A 19826-nucleotide genomic window follows, 5' to 3' on the forward strand; every position below is an offset into this window, starting at 1 on the left:
GCCATGTTTTCCTATGAAATGCCGACAAAACTATACTTTGGCAAAGGCTGCGTAGCCGAAGCCGGCGACGACGTCAAAGCCTTGGGCAGCAAGGCCCTGCTCGTTACGGGCTGCCGTTCGGCAAAGCAAAACGGCTCCCAGGCTGCCGTCGTATCCCTGCTGGAATCCTTGGGCATCAAAAGGGTCTTGTTTGACGACGTAGAAGCCAATCCGTCTGTCGAAACGGTGCGCAAGGGCGCGGCTTTGGGCCGGCAGGAGGGCGTCGATTTCGTCGTCGGCATCGGCGGAGGCTCGCCTATGGATGCGGCCAAGGTCATTGCCCTGCTGTGTACGAATGAATTGGATGACACGGCCCTGTTCAGAGGTCCGTATAAAGCGCCGTTGCCGATCGTCGCCGTGCCTACGACGTCGGGTACTGGCAGCGAAGTGACGAAGATCAGCGTGCTGACGAATCACAGCGCCGGCACGAAACAATCGGTCAAGTCGCCGCTCTTATATCCGAAGCTGGCCCTGGCCGACCCGTCTTTTACGATGGAGGTGCCGGAAGCTGTCACGATCGATACGGCTATCGACGCCTTATCCCACGCCATAGAAGGATACATGGCCAAGGCTTCGACGCCGGTCAGCGACGTGTGGGCCGAAGAAGCCATGCGGTTCCTCGGCGTTCATCTGACGAACCTGCGCGGCCACTTGCCTTACGCTGTCCGCGAAGACCTCATGTACGCCTCGACCTTGGCCGGCATCGTCATTTCTCAGGCCGGCACGACGCTGGTTCACGGCATGGGTTATCCCCTGACCTATTATAAAGGCCTGTCCCACGGCCGGGCCAACGGCCTGCTCCTGCCGCAGTACATGAAGTTCATGGAAGAATCCATGGCCGACAAGGCGGAACGGGTATGGGAAATCCTGGGATTTTCTGACGCCGAAGACTTTGGAGCCTTTATGAAAGACCTCATGCCCGACGCCGTGGAGTTAAGCGCCGAAGACGTTGCGAAATTCACGGCCATGACGATGAAGACAAATTCCGTAAAGGCTACGGCCTATGACGTGACGGCCGGCGTAGTGTCTGATATCTACCAGGCTATACGAAGATAATATATGTAACGATAGGAGAGGGTGATTGCCTGAGAGGCGGGCAATCACTCTTTTTGTGAATGTTTGCTGACAAATAACGTACAGCCTATTTACATAATCTATGATATAATAGCCTATATGTATTACTTGGATTGGCTTGTAAAGGAGGACTCATGGCAGAATTATTAGCGCCGGCAGGTTCGCTGGATCATGTGCTGTCGGCTATTGACGCCGGGGCGGACGCCGTGTATTTAGGCGGCAAGTCGTTTAACGCCCGCAAGTTTGCCCATAACCTTTCCGATGAGGAATTAGCCGAAGCCGTGCGCATTGCCCATGTGTTCGGCGTACGGATATATGTGACCGTCAACATCGTCATGGCCGATAAGGAGCTGAAGGCTCTGACGGGCTATTTGAAATATTTGGATTCTATCGGTGTAGACGGCATCATCGTGCAGGATTTGGCCGTTGCCGCCATAGCCCGCAAGGTCGTGCCCAATCTGCCCCTGCACGGCAGTACGCAGATGACCGTCGCCGATTTGGACGGCGTACGCTTTTTGGAACGACTCGGCTTTACGCAGGCCGTCCTGGCCCGGGAAGTATCCCTTGATGAAATCCGGGAAATCTGCAGTCATACGACCATGGCTATTGAAGTGTTTATTCACGGCGCATCGTGTATGTCTTACTCGGGACAATGCCTCATGAGCAGCTTTATCGGCGGCCGCAGCGGCAACCGCGGCGCCTGCGCCCAGCCGTGCCGCCTGCCGTATAGCTTGACGAAAGACGGCAGTCCCTTGCTGAAGGAGGACGCCTATATCCTGAGCTTGAAGGATTTGAACAGCCTCGAATATATCGATGCACTCATGGATGCCGGCGTTTCTTCCTTTAAAATCGAAGGCCGCATGAAAGGATTGGGCTATGTCCGTTCCGTCGTACAGGCCTACCGCCGCGTCATGGACAGCCATTGCCGCTCGGCGCAGGAGCGAAGGGACGCCATGGCCGACGCAGTGCAGCTGACAGCGGAAAGCTTTAACCGCACGTATCAGCACGATTTCCTCGCCGGGACGGTAGGCCGCCGCACCCTTACCGAGCAGGGCGGCGGCAATCAGGGCCGGCGCGTCGGTATAGCCTCGGCGTATCGGGACAATGTCGTCGACGCCGTATTGGACGAGCCCCTGGCTGCCGGCGATATGATCAAAATCGTCGCGCCTGACGGACGGGAATGCATTGATGAAGTCCGCTCTGCCGTCGGTACGTTTTCTAATAAGAAACAATTTGTCCTGGAAATGCGCCGCAGCGATTTGCTGACCGGCGCCATATACCGCTTGGCCCGCAAGGAAGACCGGCAGAGCCATGCCGAAGGGCTGCAGCGGCGCATCGCCTTGTACTGCCACGTCGATGCAGACGGCGAAGGGCGGCTGCGGCTGACAGGCTGGGATGAAGCAGGTCATGCGGCGGACGTCATATCGGACTATGTCGTGCAGAAGGCTAAGAAACGTCCAGCCACGGCTGAATGGGTGAAGAGTCAGCTCGATCGCCTCGGCGATACGCCTTTTATGCTGGCCGACGCTACGATTTGGGATGAATCGTATATGATTCCGGCCAGCGTGCTCAACGAGCTGCGCCGCCAATGCGCCGATAAGCTGACCGAAGATATTCTGGCGGAGTACGTCCGCCCGTCGGCCGGGACGCCGTCTGCCGACTGCTTTGTCCAAGCCTCAGGCAATGGGCAGCCCATACCCTTATCCATAGCCGTCCGCTGCGATTCCATAGACGCCGTCCAGGCTGCCGCAGACAGCGGCGCCGACCGGGTGATTTTCGGCGGTGAATCGTACCATCACCATTCGTTTTCTGCCGCCCAGTGGCTGGAAGCCGTCCGCGTTGCCCATGAAGGCGGCGCGTCCTTGTGGGCGGCGACGCCCCGCGTCGTATCGCAGCGGCATAACGGGCTAGTGCGGCGTGAGCTGGAACAGGCCCTGCAGAGCGGCGTTGACGGAGTGTATGCCGGCTCTATGAGCGTATTTTCCATGCTGCGGGATATGGGGGCCGATATACCTGTATATGCCGACTGGTCGTTAAATATATTCAATAGCGCGGCGGCAGGCGAATACGTGCGGCTGGGTTGCGCCGGCATTACCGTGTCGGCCGAAGCGACGCTGCGGCAGATAGGGAAGATAGCCGAAGCGGTCCGCTGTCCCGTCGAAGCCGTCATAGCGGGACGGCTGGAAATGATGATTACCGAATCATGCGCCGTCGCGGCCTTCGCCGGAACGGGCCGCAAGGCTGGCTGCTCTGCTCCCTGTATGAAAGGCGGCTTTGCCTTGGAAGACAGGCGCAGCGAACAATTTCCCGTCGTGACGGATCAGTATTGCCTCAATCATATCCTGAACAGCAAGGAGCTGAACATGGCTCCCTATTTCAACGAGCTGAAACGGGCCGGCATTTCCGTACTGCGCATTGAAGGGCGGGGATGCTCTCCCGAATGGGTAGGCCGCGCGGCGAAGCAGTACGTCCGCCTCCGCGACGGATTGGAAACGATGGTCTTCGGTAAGGAAGACCGCGGTGTTACGCGAGGCCATTTTTTCCGCGGTATTTTATAAATCAGGAGTAACGAAAATAGATGAATAAACGAAGTTTGCGTATTCTCGGCTTTTATCAAGTACAAAACATGCTCGTCCGCCTTGCGCCGTCGCGCATGTCCAAGGAGATTGCCCGCCGGCTCAAGCCGGTATGCGATGCAGAGGAAGTAGCCCGGAGCCTGAACGATACGGAAGAAGCCTATCGTTGTCTGCAAAGCGAGGCGTCCGTGCCAATGGGGGGCATCGTCGATATCCGTCCGGCCTTGGAAAAGGCTCGGCGCGACGTGACCCTCGAAGGGCAGGACTGCATCGATATTTGGAACAACGTCCGGCGATACGGCGACATCCGCCAGTATTTTATGGATAAGGGGGAGGAATATCCCCAGCTGGCAGAGAAAGCCGAAGGTATCGGTGATTTTTCCCTTATTTCTCATAAAATGGCCGGCGTGTTCGACCAAAATCACCAGATTCGCGACAACGCGTCGCCGGAGCTCATGCGCCTGCGAAACCGCATCGTCGAGCTGGAACGGCAGACGAAGCGGTATGTAACGGGCGTGCTGCAGAATAAAGAATATCAAAAGTATTTCCAGGACGCTCTGGTAACGGTTCGCAACAACCGCTACGTCGTGCCCATCAAGCAGGAGTACCGCCATGCCTTTCCGGGCATCGTCCACGACACGTCGGCCAGCGGCTCAACGCTGTACATCGAGCCCTTGGCTATCGTCAATGCCAACAACGACTTGCAGGCTGCCCGCATCGGCGAGACGAAGGAAATCGAGCGTATTTTCCGCCGCCTGACAGCTCTTGTGAGCGGTCAGTATGACGATCTCATGGACAGTACGAAATGCGTCGCCGCACTGGAATTCGCCTTTGCCAAGGCGCAGCTGGCCCAGCAGATGAAGGCCTGCCGGCCGTCCGTTTCGCAGAAGGGAATCGTCCGCCTCGTCCAGGCCCGCCATCCCCTCATCGACGCGAAGGCCGTCGTGCCAAATACGATTATTCTCGGCGGCGAATACCGCATTCTCCTCATTACGGGCTCCAATACAGGCGGCAAGACCGTTTCGATGAAAACGCTGGGGCTGTTGGTTCTCATGCATCAGGCCGGCTTGTTCATCCCTGTGGGCGAAGATTCGGAGCTGCCCATTTTCCGCGACGTCTTTTCTGATATTGGCGACGAACAGGATATTTCCCAGAACCTCAGTACCTTCTCCAGCCATATGAAGCAAATCGTCTACATCCTGCGCCACTGCACGGCTGACGACCTCATTCTGGCCGACGAACTGGGCTCCGGTACGGACCCGGCCGAGGGGAGCGCTATCGCCATCGCCGTACTGGACGCCTTGTATCGGAAAGGGTCGTACGTCATGGTGACGACCCATTACAACGACTTGAAAAACTACGCTTACAATACGCCGGGCATTGAAAACGGCCACGTAGAATTCGACGAAGAAACGCTGCGGCCGACATATAAGCTGCGCATCGGTGCCGCCGGCAGCAGCCATGCCTTCAGCATCAGCGAGCGCCTCGGCATGCCGGCGGAGATACTGGCTAAGGCGAAAGAGCTCCGCAGCAAGGCCCAGGACGTCGATATGGAAGCTATTTTAACCAAGCTCAACAGCCAGTCCAAGCGCATGGACGAAGAGCAGGCCGAGCTGAAACAGAAGCTGGCTGACGTGCGCCGCATAGAAGACGAGCTGCGCCGGGAAAAGGAAAAGGTATCGGCCAAGCGGCAGGATATTATCGACTCGAGCCGCCGCGAAGCCTTTGATTTGAAGCGCAATCTCCGCGTCGAAGCGGAACGGATCATCCGCGAGCTCAAGCAGCAGTCCAAGGACAGCTCCGACAAGGAAAAGGCCAAGGCTATCGACCAGGCCCGCCGGGCGATTCAGCAGATTTCCCTGCCCGATAAGGAAAAGCCGCGCCGCGATCCTGTCGACCCGTCGCAGCTTGAAGTAGGCCAAAGTGTATTTATCAATTCCCTGGACGGACTGGGTACGGTCACGGAAATCAACGGCAAGAAGCTGACCGTATCGGTCCGGGGCATGACGGTTCGCGTCAAGCTGCAGGATGTCAGCGCCCCCTATCTGGATGAAATCAAGAGGGAAGAGCAGGCGGAACGCAAGGCCAGCGCTTCGTCTTCCTTCCGGCCTATCCGCACGGCCAGCGTTGCAACGGAGCTCAATATCATCGGCAAGACTTATCAGGAAGCGCTGCCGGACGTGGAAAAATTCCTGGATCAGGCCTTGGCTGCCGGATTCAGCCCGGTGCGCATTATCCACGGCAAGGGAAGCGGCGCCCTGCGCCGTCAAATCCACGAGTTTTTAGACGGCCAGCCCTTCGTCAAGAAGTACGCCCTCGACGACGTAGAAGGCGGCGGCGCCGGCGTAACGCTCGTATATTTTTAGTCAGCACATAAGGGGGAATGCTACATGAAACAATGCATGGATGCAGAGAATCTGCACCGCCGGCTGAAGAAGATCATCGGCCAGGTACAGGCTATCGACCGCATGATTGACGAAGATATTCCATGCGAAGATATCCTGTCGCAGATTAATGCGGCGAAATCGGCCCTGCATAAGTGCGGACAGGTTATTTTAGAAGGTCACATCCGCCATTGCGTCCGCGACGGCATTGCCCACGGCGACCCGGACAAGACCATCGAAAAGTTTACGAAAGCCGTCGAACGGTTTGCGAATATTAAATAAAAATGACATGAAAAGCTGCAGCGAAGCCGGCCTCTGACAAGGGCCTTTGCTGCGGCTTTTCTTTATTATTTAAACGATTAACTTAAATTTGATGGGATAAATAAAACGATTAACCTAAAAGTTTACTGAAAATTTTCAAAAAATTGCTTGCCAAAGATTATGAGTTGTGGTACTATGCATACATCAAGTCAAAATAAAAATGCGTTGAAGAGAAATAGTAAGTTCCAGAAAGTTTGCAGAGAGCCGCTGGCTGGTGGGAAGCGGCAACGGAATGGAAGTGAACTCGTCTCGAAGCAGCTCCCTGAACATTGCAGTAGGCGGAGCCGGGGCCTGGCCGTTAACAGACAGGAGGGTATCGACACATTGTCCGTACCTGCTGAGGGCATGCCGTATGGCATGAATTAGAGTGGTAACGCGTGAGTAAATCTTTCGTCTCTGGTGAGATGAAAGATTTTTTTATTTTGAGTTGTACTATGGAAAGAACAGAGATTTTGAAGGAGATGGTAGTATGACGAACGAAACGAAGATTCCAAACACGCGATGGTGGCGCATTTTGCCGGCGACAGTGCTGGTATATATTGTGGCCAACATCGACCGCGCCAATATTTCCTTTGCCATGGCCGGCGGCATGATGGAAGACTTGGGCTTAGACGCCGTGGCGATCGGCATGGCCATCGGCATTTTCTTCTGGGGCTATTTGCTCCTGCAGGTTCCGGGCGGCCATTTGGCGGAACGGAAGAGCGCCAAGCATTTCATTGCGGCCATGATCGTCATTTGGGGCGGCTGCGCGACGATTTGCGGATTTATCAGCACGTCCTTTGAATTCAACGTCGTGCGCTTTATTTTGGGCATCGCTGAAGGCGGTATTTTTCCGGCGATTTTAGTCATTATTTCTCATTGGTTCCCGCCGGCGGAACGAGCCCGCGCCAATTCGATTTTCTTGCTGAGCTTCCCCTTATCGGCTATTATTTCCGGCCCCATTTCGGGCTGGCTCATCGCGACCTGGGGCTGGCGTGAAATGTTCATCATCGAAGGCGTAGCTTCCATCGCCTTGATTTTCTTGTGGATGCCCCTCATCGCCGACCGTCCGAGCAAGGCGAAATGGCTGAGTGAAGAAGAACGCAACTGGATTGAAAGCGAACTGGCTGCCGAAGCGGCCGCGAAAAAAGCCGCTGCCGCCACGAATAAGAGCGCGACGAAGACGAGCTATAGAGAATTGGTCTTCGATATTAACTTGTGGAAAATGGTTGCCGTATATTTCCTCATTTGCTGCGCCTTCTACGTATTGAGCTTCTGGCTGCCGACGATTATCAAGGATATCCTGAAAGCCGATATCGGCATGGTTGGCTGGCTGTCGGCGCTGCCGAATATCGCTGCCGCCTTGGGCATCGTCTTCTTCGGCCGCATGGCTGATAAGAGCCAGAACCGCCGCAAGTACTGCATCATTCCGTACGTTTGCGTCGGCTTGTGCATCATTGCTTCCGTATTTACGGCGTCCTATTCGGGTTGGCTGTCCTTTGCCTTCCTGTGCCTCTGCGGCTTCTTCTGGCTGTCGGGCCATCCCGTTTTGTGGACGATCGTCGCCGAAACCTTCCAGCCCGAAGTGGCCGGCGGCGCTCGCGGAGCCATCAATGCCCTGGGCAACCTGAGCGGCTTCTTCGCCCCCATGCTGCTGGGCTACATGATTCAGAATTACAGCCGCGACGCCGGCATGTATATCTTCGCCGTATTGGTATTCCTGGCTGCCGTCATCGTCTGGTCTATGCCTAAAAATGCCGAAACGAAAGCTGCCGTAGAAAAGACGAGAGAACACGTCGCAGCGACGACGAACGCCCACGCATAAACCTGTTGTCAGAAAACTATAAGAGCTAGCGTGAAGGAGAGATTCCGACGCGCTATCTCTTTTTTAAATTTCCTTGACTGCCTATACCCCTATATGTATAATGGACACGTAGAATATACATATAGGGGTATACCTATTTAGGAGGGATATGATATGGTTGAGCGACTCGAATGGTTTTTGGAATTAGGCGGTATGAAAAAGGATATTGTTTTGCTGGTCATATCGGGGATTGCCCTGGTTGTCAGCATTTTTGATTTATGGTCCCTGCCCTTTGAGCCGGCGTGGGTGGCTATCATACTGTGCGGCGTGCCGATTATCTTAGAGGCCTGTATTGGGCTGATTACGAAATTTGACATTAAGGCCGACGTACTCGTATCGATTGCCTTAGTCGCGGCAGTTATCATCGGCGAAGATTTTGCCGCCGGTGAAGTTGCCTTCATCATGCAGCTCGGCGCGCTGCTGGAAGAAATGACCGTCTCCAAAGCCAGGGCTGGAATTGAAAAGCTCGTCCGCTTGACGCCGCAGACGGCCCGGGTGCTGCGCGGCGGCAGGGAAGAACTCATCGAAGCCAGTCATGTACAGGTCGGCGATATCCTGCGCGTGATTCCCGGCGAAACGATTCCCGTCGATGGAGTCATCCTGTCCGGCCAGACGTCAGTGAACCAGGCCGTCATGACCGGCGAATCCCTGCCGGTAGATAAAAAAGCCGGCGATACTGTGGCGAGCGGTACGGTAAACCAATTCGGCGCTTTTACGATGGAAGCGAAGAAGGTCGGCGAAGACAGCTCTATTCAGCGCATGATCCGTCTCGTCCAGTCGGCTGACGCCGGGAAGGCCAAGATCGTCGGCATCGCTGACCGCTGGGCGACATGGATTGTCGTCGCCGCGTTGTCGGCTGCCGCTGCAACCTGGTTTGTTACTGGGGAAATAATCCGTTCCGTTACGATTCTCGTCGTATTTTGTCCCTGCGCCCTCGTATTGGCTACGCCGACGGCTATCATGGCCGGTATCGGCAACGTGACGAAGCACGGGTTCCTCGTCCGCGAAGGCGATGCTCTGGAGCGCCTGGCCGGCGTATCGAAAATTGCCTTTGATAAAACCGGTACCTTGACGTATGGAATGCCGCAGGTGACAGCTGTCTGGGCGTCAGAAACGGCTATTGGCAAAGAACAGCTGTACCGGCTGGCAGCCGCAGCGGAAGCGTCGTCGGAACATCCCTTGGGCAAAGCCGTCGTGCGGGGATTCCAGCAGCTTTACGGCACAGCCTTGCCGAGGGCAGAGCAATTTCACATGATCGTCGGCTCCGGCGTAACGGCCTGCATAGAGGGAAGAGACGTCCGTGCCGGTAATGAATCCATGATGGAAGCGGCTGGTACTGTCCTATCGAAAGAAGCAAAAGATAGGGCCGAGGAATATATTGCCCAAGGCAGTACGATCATATACGTTGCCGTCGATTCCGCATTTGCCGGCTTTCTGGCATTGACCGATACGGTGCGCAGGGAAAGCGCAGCTATGATGCAGGATTTAACCAGATTAGGCGTACAGCCGGTGCTGCTGACTGGGGACAACGAAAACGCCGCAAAGGCCATCGCGTCCCAGCTAGGGATTCAGGACGTACATGCCCAATGCCTGCCGGAAGACAAGCTCCGTCATATTCGGGATTACCAAAACAGGCAGGAACGCATCTGCATGATTGGCGACGGCATCAACGACGCGCCGTCCCTGAAACAGTCCGATGTGGGCATCGCTATGGGCGGCATTGGCAGCGACATCGCCATCGACGCTGCCGATATCGTCCTCGTAGACGATGAAGTCAAAGAACTGCCCCATTTAGTGGCCTTATCGAAACGGATGATGTTTACGATTAAATGCAACCTGACCTTTTCCATGACCCTGAATTTCATCGCCGTCGCCTTGGCCATGTTCGGTATATTAAATCCCGTCGTCGGCGCCCTGGTGCACAATGCCGGCTCGGTTATAGTCATTGTCAACTCGGCCTTTTTATTGAAATGGAATTATAATTCATAATAATGCGTGCGTATGCATAAAAAAAGGAGACAGCCGAAGAGGACCTGTCTCCTTTTTGTGTCGTTATAGTGTAATGCGGCTGAATACTTCGCCGATAGGCTCGTTGATGACTAAATCGGCAGACTTATCCATATCCGTCGCTGATTTGTTGATGAGGACCAGCTTATGGCCGCCGTAGTAGCGGACCAGGCCGGCTGCCGGATAGACGACGAGGGACGTGCCGCCGATGATGAGCATGTCGGCATGGCTGATATAGTACAGGGACTGTTCGATGACGTCGTTGTCCAGTCCTTCTTCGTACAGGACGACGTCGGGTTTAATAGGGCCGCCGCAGGCGTCGCACTTCGGCACGCCGTCGCTGTGGAGCATGTATTTGGCGTCGAAGAATTTATGGCAGCGCTGGCAGAAATTGCGGTGTACGCTGCCGTGCAGTTCGAGGACGTTTTTGCTGCCGGCCTTTTGATGGAGGCCGTCGATGTTCTGCGTGACGATGGCTTTCAGCTTGCCGGCCTGTTCCAATTCGGCTAATTTTATATGGGCGGCGTTGGGCTGCGCGTCCAGGCAAAGCATCTTGTCGCGGTAAAACCGGTAAAATTCTTCAGGCTGGCTGACGTAAAAGGAATGGCTTAAAATCGTTTCAGGCGGGTACTTATATTTCTGATTATATAAGCCGTCGACGCTGCGGAAATCGGGGATGCCGCTTTCTGTCGATACGCCGGCGCCGCCGAAGAATACGATATTGTCCGAATGGCGGACCATATCGATGAACTTGTCTACGTTAGTCATGGGAATTTCCTCCTTTTATATATCTTGTATATCAAATGTTTCTCGCAGCAGCCCGATGCCGCTTTCTGTACGGAACACTTTGCGGCAGAAGGTGCGGATCGCATCTTTGGGCAGGTTGTCTTCGTAAGCGTTGACGAGGAAGTCTGCTTCCAGCAGGATTTGATAATCTATGCCGTCTACGCCGTCGTACGTATGGTGATGGGCGATGAGATAGCAGACGCGGTCGATGCGCCCTTCATCGCAGCCTAAAGACGAGAGAATGCGCCGCGCTGGCGCCGGTCCTTCAAGCTCCTGGTATTTGCCGCTGGAGCTGCCGTACTTTTCTTCGGCGGCGTGGATGCCGATGTCGTGGAGAATTGCCGCCGCGGCGAGCGTTTCCTGCACGTCGTCCGGAAGGCCTTCCAAGCGGCCGATCGTGTCGGCATAGGCGTAAACCTTGAGAAAATGATGGATGCGCCGGGCGTCGCCTCGGTCAAAGGCAATGGCTTGTGCAATGAGATTTGGCAGTAAGGACATGTATAATCACCTTTCTTTCTTTTTTTATTATACTACAGGGCTGAAGTAAAGAAAATAAATGGAACCGCACTTTGGAAACTATAAATTACGAAGGCGGTCATAAGCTTACAAGTTTTCAGCCTCTTGTCCGCTTGTATAGGATATGCAATACGCAATGAAAAAGCATCGTACATATCAATTTGATATAGGCTATTCTTGTATAATTATTGACAATCATCGTAAAACGTATTACGATTTTTGTATAGTGAAAAAAGATTTTATTATTTGATTGACCAGGCCGTACTGTCCTATCGTCTGCACTCCCGGGATAGACAAGATGCGCCGAGATGTCAAAGAGAAAGGAAGTGCGAGACATAGTATGGATTTATTATTAGCCTTAGATGACTTTATGTACTATCCCGTGCTGATTGTCGTCCTCAGCGTAGCCGGCTTGATTTTTTCGGCCAAGACGGGACTCGTTCAGATTCGCATGTTCGGCGAAAGCGTGCGCGTCGTCATGGAAGCGCCTGTGGAAAAGGGAGCTATTTCCTCCTTCCAGGCCCTCATGATTTCTACAGCTTCCCGCGTCGGTACGGGCAACATCATCGGCGTATCGACGGCCGTCTGCCTGGGCGGTCCGGGATCGGTATTCTGGATGTGGCTGCTGGCCTTTATCGGCGGCGCCAGTGCCTTTATTGAAAGTACCTTGGCCCAGGTGTACAAGCGGCGCGACAGCCAGGGCGGAAGCTACGGCGGCCCGGCGTACTATATCGAAACGGCCATGCATAACCGCACCTTAGGCGTCATCTTCGCCGTCTTTTTGATTCTGACCTATGCCGGCGGCTTCAACATGCTGGCTTCGTACAACCTCCAGTCTACCTTTGCCGTATACGGCTTTTATGACCAGACGTCGACGCCGTGGATTCTCGGCGCCATTATCGCCCTTCTCGTCGGCTACTGCGTCATGGGCGGCGGCAAGCGCATCGTCAAGGTGACGTCGGTCATGGTTCCCGTCATGGGCGCGATTTATATTTTAGCGGCCTTGTTTGTCGTATTGTTCCATATCAGTGAAATTCCCCGCGTATTTGCCATGATCTTTGCCGACGCTTTTGACTTTGAAGCGATTCTGGGCGGCGTCGCCGGTTCGTGCATGATTTACGGTATCAAGCGTGGCCTGTTCTCCAACGAAGCCGGTATCGGCTCGGCTCCGAACGCCGCTGCGTCGGCTCACGTCAGCCATCCCGTAAAGCAGGGCTTGGTACAGATGCTGTCCGTCTTCATCGACACGATGCTCGTCTGCAGCGCGACGGCTTTCCTCGGCCTGTGCTCCGGCGTGCCCATTACGGAAGAAGCGGCCGGGGCCGTATACATCCAGCAGGCCGCCACGTCGGCATACGGCAGCTTCGGCCCGATGCTGATTACCTTCAGCATGGTATTGTTTGCCTTTACGACGCTCATCGGCAACCTATTCTATGTCGATAACTGCATTAACTTCATTCACCGCGGCGAACCGACCAAACAGTTCATGACGGCCTTCCGCGTTGTCTGCGTCATCGCCATCTTCGTCGGCGCCGGCATGTCCATGGCCGCCGTATGGGCTATCGCCGATATTCTCATGGGCTTCATGTGCCTCATCAACATCCCGGCCTGCCTTATTCTGGGCAACGTTGCCGTCAAAGCCTTGAAGGACTACCAGCGGCAGCGCGCCGAAGGCAAGAACCCGGTCTTCAAAGCCGAATCCATCGGCCTCAACCTGTCGGAAGTGGAATTCTGGAAATAAAAGAGAATCTGTGCATATAGAATTGACATCTCCCTCGATTTTGCTATACTAAGACTTGAGATTGAGGGGGAGCGCCCTGAGTCTTTTTTCAATACATAGCGAGGGAACCCGTGTTTCGGGGTGAGAGGGTACTAGGGAGTACCGACCGATGCCTTGGCGTCTGCAGGCGGGAGCCGTGTATTTAAGCTGCAATCATAAAAACTTCGCTCCTCGTGTTGCCGCAGATATGCCGGGAATACAATAAAGGGAGTGAAGTTTTTTTATGGAAAAAGATAAAAAAGTGCTGCGGCTGGTGCTGCTGGCTATGCTGATTGGTCTGGGCGTCGTCATTTCGCCGATTCTGCGTATTGAAGGCATGTGCCCCATGGCGCATTTGATCAATATCGTCTGCGCCGTCCTCATGGGGCCCTGGTATGCCCTGCTGTGCGCGACGCTCATCGGCATTATCCGCATGACGATCATGGGGATTCCGCCGCTGGCGCTGACGGGGGCTGTCTTTGGCGCTGTCTTGTCGGGCTTGCTGTACCGGGCGTCGAAGGGCAAGATTATCTGCGCCGTCATCGGTGAAATCATCGGCACCGGCATTATCGGCGCTGTCGTGTCTTACCCGGTTATGGAAATCTTCTACGGCCGTACGGGCTTGTCGTGGATGTACTACGTGCCCATGTTCATCAGCGGGACCCTCATCGGCGGTTCCATCGCCTTCTGCCTGCTCATGGCCTTGTCCCGCAGCGGCACGCTCCGCGAATTTCAGCAGAAATTAGGTATTCAGGTATATGAAAATGGAAAACGAAAATAATCTGTATGAGTCCTTTGCGTTCATCCTTCGCCATGTCGAAGAGACGAAGCCGCTCATTCACTGCATTACCCATCCCATCACGATGAACGACTGCGCCAATTTGGTGCTGGCCGTTGGAGCTAGTCCTAACATGGCCTTTCACCCAGAGGAAGCGGCGGAATTCGTGTCGCTGGCTTCCGTACTGGCCGTGAATTTGGGAAATATTGCCGACGACCGCATGGAAGGCATGCAGCGGGCCGCCGCGCGGGCCAACGAGTTGGGTATACCCATCCTTATCGACGCCGTAGGCGTATCGTGCAGTACCTTGCGCCGCCGTTTTGCCCATGACTTTATCGAAACCTATCGTCCGGCAGTCATCAAGGGCAACAGCTCGGAAATCCGCGCTCTCTGCGGGTTAGACTCCCATGGCTCGGGTGTCGACGCCGGCGCGGCCGATGCCGTGACGGCCGATACCTTTGCCGCGGCAGCTGGGGAATTCGGTGCCTATGCGGCGGCCCATCGGGCTGTCGTATTGGCCAGCGGTCCTGTCGACGTCGTAACCGATGGAACGCAAGCCTGCGGCATTGCCAACGGCACGCCGGTCCTGGCGAAGCTGACAGGCACAGGCTGCATGCTCGGCGTACTGACGGCTGTGTATATGTCAGCTCATAAGCCGTGGCACGCGGCGGTACTGGCGGCGGCGGCTATGGGCATTGCCGGCGAGCAGGCGGCAGCGGAATCCAAGGGCATGGGCAGCTTCCATATCGGCCTTTTTGACGCCATATCGAATGTGACGCTGGCTGACATATGGAAAGAAAAACGATTTCTTTTAATACAATAATATATGTACATAAAAGGCGTTCTCTCGGCAGAACGCTTTTTGCGTATACAGAAGGTTCGTTGATTTTGACAAAAATACATCTGTTTTATACAATGCGGATATAGACTAGTGCATACGAGGTGAGACTATGGAAATCTGCAAAACCGTTTGTCCTTATGATTGTCCCGATGCCTGCGGGATATTGGCTTACAGAGATAAGGGCATCGTTGTCAAGGTGTCTGGCAATCCTGATCATCCCTTTACACGGGGTATGCTGTGTCCGAAAATGGCCCATTACGAGCGGACGGTGTATTCGCCAAGAAGACTTTTAACGCCGCTGCGCCGGACAGGTCCAAAGGGTTCCGGCCAATTTGATCCGGTGTCGTGGGACGAGGCGCTGCATGTCATTGCCGAAAGATGGCGGAACATAATCAATGTATACGGCGGTGAAGCCATATTGCCCTATTCCTTCTCCGGCACGATGGGCATGGTTCAGCACAATGCATACCACGGCCTATTTTATCGGCTCGGCGCGTCTGAGCTGGAACGGACGATTTGCTCGGCCGCTAAGAACTACGGATGGAACTGCGTCATGGGACATACGCTGCGCATGAGGCCTCAGGAAGCGCAGCACAGCGATTTCATCATTCTCTGGGGCATCAGCATGTTGTCGACGAACCTCCATTTTCTCAAGGATGTGCGGGAAGCGAAGAAGCGGGGCGCTCAGGTCTGGTGCATTGATACGTATGCTACCGAGACGGCGCGGCGGGCCGACCGGTTTATCCAGACCCGGCCAGGCAGCGACGGGGCCTTGGCCTTGGGCGTCCTGCATTGTCTCCAGCGGGACGGCCTGTGCGACGAGGCGTTTATCCATGCATACGTGCAGGGCTGGACGGAGCTGCAGAAGGATGTGCTGCCGAAATATACGCCGGCCTATGTGCAGGAGGTCACAGGTGTTCCGGCAGCTGTCGTGGAAGAGCTGGCCGCGGCTTACGGCAGAGCGAAGGCTCCCTTTATTCGCCTCGGCGCGGGATTGTCGCGCTATACGAACGGAGCCATGACCGTGCGGCTCATCGCTTGTCTGCCTGCTGCCAGCGGCGCATGGCAATATACGGGCGGCGGCCTGATGATGTCGACGTCGTGCAGTACGGCCTTCGACCAGTCCGTCGTGACAAAGGACGAGTGGAAAAAGCCGGTACGGCGCGTTAATATGTGCGAAATCGGCTCGGCCCTGCTGCAGACAGAGCGGCCTATACGCAGCCTTTTTGTCTATTCATCCAATCCGGCCTGCACGGCTCCTGACCAAAATCAAGTCATCGCCGGCCTGTCACGGGAAGATTTGTTTACCGTCGTCCACGAGCGGTTCATGACCGATACGGCCCGTTATGCCGATATCATCTTGCCGGCGACGACGTCGCTGGAGCATGACGACCTCTATTATTCGTACGGCAGCTACGTCGTCGGACGAGGAAGGGCCGTCATCGAGCCCTTGGGGCAATGCCGGTCCAATTGGCGCGTCGCCTGCGATTTGGCGAAGGCAATGGGAATAGACGATCCGTTTTTCCATCAAAGCGAAGACGATCTCGTCGAGGCGCTCATCGATTCGACGAGTTCCTGGCCCGTTCCCGTCGACAGGGACGCCCTGCGCCGCGGCGACCCCGTCGAGCTGGGACTGCCGGAGCAGTACAAGCTGACCTTCGGCACGCCGTCGGGAAAAATCGAAATCAGAAATGACAGGGAAACGCCGGCCGTGCCTGACTATTTCCCAGCCTGCGAGGAAGACGGAGATTACTATTTCACCAACGGAACGGACCCGCGCGTATTGGATTCGTCCTTTAATGAACGGGACGAATTGACCCGTTCCCGTACGATGGTATTATTCATGCATCCCAATGACGCGGCCCGGCAGGGATTCAGCGATGGCGAGAAGGTCGTCGCCTGGAACAGCCGGGGCGAAGCCCTATTTACCCTGCAGATAACGGACCGGACGGCGCCGGGCCAGGTCGTGTCGGAAGGCCTGTGGTGGATCGAGCGCTGCCCAGGCAACCGGTCGGTCAACGCCCTGACGTCGCAGCGCCTGAGCGATAAGGGACGGGGCAGTACCTTTTATAATGTCCGGGTCAATGTGAGAAAGGCGCAGCAGGCAGTCCCATCATTCGGACAGCATAAAACCGCTGATAAAATCACATCTGACAAGTAAAACTACTTGACAGGCATCTCCTTTTTATGTATACTATCACAGTACGCTGAATGCGGAGGCGGTGACAACATGCTGGAAGATGTAGTGCGCAAGGGACGGCTCCTCGATATATACGGGCCTCTTTTGACGGAGCGGCAGCGGCGCTGTATGGAAATGTATTTTGAAATGGACCTGTCGCTGACAGAAATCGGCGAAGAGCTGAACATTTCCAGACAAGGCGCGTACGACATGCTGCGCCGGGCATCGCGTTCGCTGGAGGAGTATGAAGAACGGCTTCACCTGCTGGCCCGAAATGACGCGGCCCGGGAGAAGCTGGACCAGGCCGCAGCCTTGCTGGAGCAGGGGACGGCCGAGCAGATTGAACAAGCTGCGCATATATTGAAAGAAATCGAGCTATAAAGGAGGCTTTTTATGCCATTCGAAAGTTTGTCAGAACGGTTTCAAGCGGCCTTCAAAAAGCTTCGCGGCAAGGGCAAGCTGTCGGAGGAAGACGTAAGCGAAGCGCTGAAAGAGATGCGCCGCGCATTGCTGGAAGCCGACGTTAACTTTGCTGTTACGAAAGATTTTATCAAGCGCGTACGGGAAAAAGCCGTAGGCGAAGAAGTATTCGGCAGTTTGAATGCTTCCCAAACCGTTATTAAAATTGTCCGCGACGAGTTGACAGAGCTCCTCGGCGGGACGCAGAGCCGCATCGCCATTGCGTCCAAGCCGCCGACAATCGTCATGCTCGTAGGCCTGCAGGGCGCCGGTAAGACGACGACGGCAGGCAAGCTGGCCCGGCTGCTGAAAAAGCAGGGCAAAAGCCCGCTGCTGGTCGCCGGCGACGTATACCGCCCGGCTGCCATTACGCAGCTCCAGGTATTGGGGCAGGAGCTGGACGTGCCTGTCTATACGGAAGAAGGATGCCAGGATCCGGTGAAGATTGCCAAGGACGCCATTCCTTACGCCTTGAGCCATCTCCGCGATATCGTCATCATCGATACGGCCGGCCGCCTGCACATCAACGAAGTCCTCATGGACGAGCTGGTCAACATCAAGGGAGAGGTTCATCCCCATGAAATCCTCCTCGTCGTAGACGCTATGACCGGCCAGGACGCCGTAACGGCAGCCTCGGCCTTCGACAATGCCCTCGGCATCGACGGCATGATCATGACCAAGCTCGACGGCGACGCCCGCGGCGGCGCTGCCTTGTCCATCAAAGCCGTGACGGGCAAGCCGATCAAGTACATCGGCGTCAGCGAAAAGCTCGACGGCTTGGAAGAATTCCATCCGAACCGCTATGCGTCGCGAATCCTCGATTTGGGCGACGTAGAAACGATTATCGAACGGGCTCAGGCCGCCTTCGACGAAGAATCCATGGCCAACATGAAAAAGACCATGAAGAGCGGCAGCTTTACCTTCGATGATTTCCTCAGCCAGCTGCAGATGATCAAGAAAATGGGAAATATGGGCAGTCTCATGAGCCTCATTCCCGGCATTGGCAAATATAAAAAAGAACTCGATAAAATCGACATGGACGGCAAGGAGTTCAAGCGCATTGAAGCGATTATCACGTCCATGACCGCCCAGGAACGGGCGAGTACGAACCCGAAAATGCTCATCAAGGACAGCCGCAAGCGGCGTATCGCCAAGGGCAGCGGCACCCGCGTCCAGGATGTAAACCGCCTTCTCAAGCAGTTTACGGAGATGCAGAAAATGATGAAGCAGGCTAAGAAAGCACAGCAGGGGAAACGGCGCGGCTTCCTGCCCCGCCTGCCCTTTTAAATAGCTGATTCCCCATAGGGATACCATATAGAGGAGGTGAATTTCAATGATTAAAATTCGTTTGGCTCGTTTAGGTGCTAAAAAGAAACCCGTTTATCGCGTTGTCGTAGCTGATTCCCGCGACGCCCGCAACAACGGCCGTCCGGTTGCGACGATTGGCACGTACGATCCGGCTAAAGACGCTGACAGCCGTTTGGTAGTCAACGCTGAAGAAGCAGTAGCATGGCTCGGCAAAGGTGCACAGCCTACCGATACGATTCGCTCCCTTTTCAAAAAAGCCGGCATCATGGCTCAGTTTGAAGCATCCAAGAAGTAAGAGAGGCTGAGACATATGGAAGAATTAATTGCATGTATTGCCAAGGCGCTCGTCAAACAGCCCGAAGCAGTTACAGTTACGAAAATTCAGAAAAAAGGCCTCGAAGTATATCAGCTTCATGTCGCGCCCGAAGATATGGGCAAAGTCATTGGCAAACAAGGCAAAATCGCGAAAGCGCTGCGCCTTGTTGTCAAGGCTGCGGCAGTGAAGGCGAACAAGAAAGTATCCGTTGATATCGTATAGGAGGAACCATGGATCAGATTACATTGCGCGTTCCTGTCGCCGTAAAAGCCAAGGTAACCCAGGCGCTGAAGGATAAAATCCTCAGAAATACGGACCAGGCGCTGAGTGATATCGATCGGGAAATGCAGAACCTGGAATTCCAGGCTAAACGCATGATGACCGAACAGGCGAAAATCGACGCCCAGGGCTTGATTTCCCTGCGGGCCCGCGTAGAAGAACAAAAACAGCGTCTCCAGGCTGCCAAAGCAAAAGCGCAGCATGACAGAAACGAAGCTGAACAGTTAGCAATCGGTTCCGAAATCAGACAAGGCACGCTTGAACAGACCGTAGTCGTCCAAGTCGGCGATGATTTGGGTAAATTAATGGGAACGGAAATCTTGGTCGAAGACGACAAGATCGTTGCCATTCGCCAATAAAA

17 protein-coding genes and 1 other annotated feature are annotated in these 19826 nt (G+C 55.0%); of the genes, 15 read left to right on the forward strand and 2 right to left on the reverse strand.

Going from position 1 to position 19826, the window contains the following annotated elements; all coding sequences use genetic code 11:
• The first annotated feature begins 3 nt into the window (after positions 1 to 3).
• The 6 genes from B5F80_RS07840 (at position 4) to B5F80_RS07870 (ending at position 10226) form a co-directional block, all read left to right on the forward strand.
• Positions 4 to 1095, forward strand: a complete 1092-nt coding sequence (locus tag B5F80_RS07840; protein WP_087478272.1) for an iron-containing alcohol dehydrogenase family protein — start codon at positions 4 to 6, stop codon at positions 1093 to 1095.
• Positions 1096 to 1247: 152 nt separating this feature from the next.
• Positions 1248 to 3671: a DUF3656 domain-containing protein gene (locus tag B5F80_RS07845; RefSeq protein WP_087478273.1), complete on the forward strand. Its 2424-nt coding sequence runs from the start codon at positions 1248 to 1250 to the stop codon at positions 3669 to 3671.
• A 20-nt stretch (positions 3672 to 3691) separates the two neighbouring features.
• Entirely contained in the window at positions 3692 to 6055 is a 2364-nt protein-coding gene (locus B5F80_RS07850; RefSeq protein ID WP_087478274.1) for an endonuclease MutS2, read from the forward strand.
• 24 nt (positions 6056 to 6079) lie between these two features.
• Positions 6080 to 6355, forward strand: coding sequence for a metal-sensing transcriptional repressor (locus B5F80_RS07855; RefSeq protein WP_087478275.1), 276 nt, complete (start codon positions 6080 to 6082; stop codon positions 6353 to 6355).
• A 195-nt stretch (positions 6356 to 6550) separates the two neighbouring features.
• Positions 6551 to 6795: a binding site (T-box leader), on the forward strand.
• Positions 6796 to 6863: 68 nt separating this feature from the next.
• Positions 6864 to 8198 (forward strand): MFS transporter, encoded by a 1335-nt coding sequence (locus B5F80_RS07865; protein ID WP_087478277.1) that lies wholly within the window; start codon positions 6864 to 6866, stop codon positions 8196 to 8198.
• A 153-nt stretch (positions 8199 to 8351) separates the two neighbouring features.
• Complete coding sequence (locus B5F80_RS07870) at positions 8352 to 10226, forward strand: cation-translocating P-type ATPase (RefSeq protein WP_087478278.1); 1875 nt, start codon at positions 8352 to 8354, stop codon at positions 10224 to 10226.
• Positions 10227 to 10289: 63 nt separating this feature from the next.
• Here B5F80_RS07870 and B5F80_RS07875 read toward each other — a convergent pair whose 3' ends face one another.
• Positions 10290 to 11012: an NAD-dependent protein deacylase gene (locus B5F80_RS07875; protein ID WP_087478279.1), complete on the reverse strand. Its 723-nt coding sequence runs from the start codon at positions 11010 to 11012 to the stop codon at positions 10290 to 10292.
• A gap of 15 nt (positions 11013 to 11027) precedes the next feature.
• On the reverse strand, positions 11028 to 11528 hold the full coding sequence (locus B5F80_RS07880; RefSeq protein WP_087478280.1) for an HD domain-containing protein: 501 nt from the start codon (positions 11526 to 11528) through the stop codon (positions 11028 to 11030).
• Positions 11529 to 11886: 358 nt separating this feature from the next.
• On the opposite strand from B5F80_RS07880, the gene B5F80_RS07885 reads away from it, so the two are divergent.
• From B5F80_RS07885 to B5F80_RS07925, 9 genes are all read left to right on the forward strand, one after another.
• The gene (locus tag B5F80_RS07885) at positions 11887 to 13287 is read left to right on the forward strand and encodes an alanine/glycine:cation symporter family protein (RefSeq protein WP_087478281.1); all 1401 of its coding nucleotides are present in this window, start codon (positions 11887 to 11889) and stop codon (positions 13285 to 13287) included.
• 262 nt (positions 13288 to 13549) lie between these two features.
• Complete coding sequence (gene thiW, locus B5F80_RS07890) at positions 13550 to 14086, forward strand: energy coupling factor transporter S component ThiW (RefSeq protein ID WP_087478282.1); 537 nt, start codon at positions 13550 to 13552, stop codon at positions 14084 to 14086.
• A complete protein-coding gene (gene thiM / locus B5F80_RS07895) occupies positions 14064 to 14906 on the forward strand; it encodes a hydroxyethylthiazole kinase (protein WP_087478283.1) in 843 nt (280 codons plus the stop codon). The genes thiW and thiM overlap by 23 nt, the downstream gene beginning before the upstream one ends.
• Positions 14907 to 15033: 127 nt before the next feature.
• Positions 15034 to 17085, forward strand: a complete 2052-nt coding sequence (locus B5F80_RS07900; protein ID WP_087478284.1) for a molybdopterin-dependent oxidoreductase — start codon at positions 15034 to 15036, stop codon at positions 17083 to 17085.
• A 69-nt stretch (positions 17086 to 17154) separates the two neighbouring features.
• Entirely contained in the window at positions 17155 to 17484 is a 330-nt protein-coding gene (gene ylxM / locus B5F80_RS07905) for a YlxM family DNA-binding protein (protein WP_087478285.1), read from the forward strand.
• Between the two features lie 12 nt (positions 17485 to 17496).
• Positions 17497 to 18849 (forward strand): signal recognition particle protein, encoded by a 1353-nt coding sequence (ffh, locus tag B5F80_RS07910; protein WP_087478286.1) that lies wholly within the window; start codon positions 17497 to 17499, stop codon positions 18847 to 18849.
• Positions 18850 to 18895: 46 nt separating this feature from the next.
• Positions 18896 to 19165, forward strand: coding sequence for a 30S ribosomal protein S16 (gene rpsP, locus B5F80_RS07915; protein ID WP_087478287.1), 270 nt, complete (start codon positions 18896 to 18898; stop codon positions 19163 to 19165).
• Positions 19166 to 19180: 15 nt separating this feature from the next.
• Complete coding sequence (locus B5F80_RS07920) at positions 19181 to 19408, forward strand: KH domain-containing protein (protein WP_087478288.1); 228 nt, start codon at positions 19181 to 19183, stop codon at positions 19406 to 19408.
• A gap of 8 nt (positions 19409 to 19416) precedes the next feature.
• Complete coding sequence (locus B5F80_RS07925; protein WP_087478289.1) at positions 19417 to 19824, forward strand: YlqD family protein; 408 nt, start codon at positions 19417 to 19419, stop codon at positions 19822 to 19824.
• Positions 19825 to 19826: the final 2 nt, after the last annotated feature.

The organism is Megasphaera sp. An286 (assembly GCF_002163455.1).
GTDB lineage: Bacteria > Bacillota > Negativicutes > Veillonellales > Megasphaeraceae > Megasphaera > Megasphaera stantonii.